Origin of the sequence: Craterilacuibacter sp. (assembly GCF_051659485.1) — a bacterium.
Taxonomy (GTDB): domain Bacteria; phylum Pseudomonadota; class Gammaproteobacteria; order Burkholderiales; family Chromobacteriaceae; genus Craterilacuibacter.
The window spans coordinates 1-1,398 of record NZ_JBOFOO010000292.1; the positions used below are offsets into that span (position 1 = coordinate 1).

Annotated in this window: 1 protein-coding gene; it reads right to left on the reverse strand. The window is 64.9% G+C overall.

The features are described from left to right. Positions 1-1,398, reverse strand: a 1,398-nt coding sequence (locus ACRC1E_RS10205) for an FAD-binding protein (protein WP_438514988.1), incomplete at both ends; no start/stop codon positions are given.

The following is a 1,398-nucleotide window of genomic DNA, read 5'->3' on the forward strand; positions in this document are numbered from 1 at the left end:
CGGCTCACGGGCGCGAGGCAGGGATTGGGTTTTACATTCACATCGCCGTAATAGCGGTCAAATACATTGCTGCCCTTGCCGTAGTCGCGGTCCACGCCGCTGATGGCGTCTTCGTTGACCCGGGCGACCGTCGCGGCCAGCCCTTTGGAGTCGACACCAATCTGCGCCGCCAGGCTCTCCAGCGTGTCGGCCTTCCAGTACACGGCATTCAGCCAGCTCTTGCGCAGGCGGCTATCCGGCGCGACCTGGCCCGGCATTAAAGGCCCCATCGGGTATTTGTGACGGAAATCGGCGTCGAAAATCAGCCATGCCGGCACGCAGCGCCCGTTTTCACGGTGGCGCGCATACATGGCGGTGACGAATTCGAGATAGGGCGTGGCTTCATCGACAAAGCGCTGTCCGGTGCCATCGACGGCGATGCAGCCGGGCAAGGAGCGCTCGGCAAACAGGCCGCGCTGGCTGTCTTCCTTGGGTACGGCCACCGTCGGCACCCACCACGCCCAACCCATCAGGTCGGTCTGCGCCCCCAGCGCCTGCGCCGCCAGCAGGGTGTCGCCGGTGTTGTTTGGCGGCGTCACGCCCCACTGGGCGCTATTGGGCTGCGGCAGATACTGCTCGCGCAGCGCCTGATTGCGCTCGAATCCGCCAGCGGCCAGCACCACGGCGCGGCGCGCGGCAAATTCGACGCGCTTGCCATCCTGTTCGGCCATCACGCCGCTTACGCGCTGGCCGTCGTAAGACAACGACTGCAATGCCGTATTCAGGTACAGCGGGATATGGCGCGTCATCAGCCCGTGCCTGAGGCCGGCCACCAGCGCGTTACCCAGCGCCAGACGGCGGTCGGTACGGCGGGCGGTCTTTTTGCGCCAGCGCCAGTCCAGCATGAAGCGCAGCATCAGCTTGGCGAAAATCAGCTTCCAGCCCTTTTCCTTGGCCAGCATCTTGTGTGCGTCGCGCGCGGTCATGCTGACCTTGCCCATCAATAGCGTGGCAGGCGACGGTGCGCGCAAGTGCTTGAGCTCATCGCCCAGCAGCGCGCTGTCAAACAGCTCCGGGTCCATGGTGCGGCCGCCATCGCGGGCACCGGGCAGCGCCGGATAATAGTCGGGATAGCGGTGACAGGCGGCGTAACGCACACGGGTAGCGCTCGTCATATAGCGCACCATCTCGGCGGCGGTATCGACATAGGCGACCAGCCGTTTGTCGTCGACCATGCCCTGCGCCGCCGCACGCATATACGTGAGCGCCGTCTCGCGCGTGTCTTTTATCTGCTCGTTGAGCGGAATCCAGATGCCGCCGCCCGAAATAGCCGAGGTGCCGCCGTACTGCCCGCTTTTTTCCAGCACCACGACACTCAGGCCCTCATCGTGCGCCTTGATCGCAGTCAGCATCGCGCCG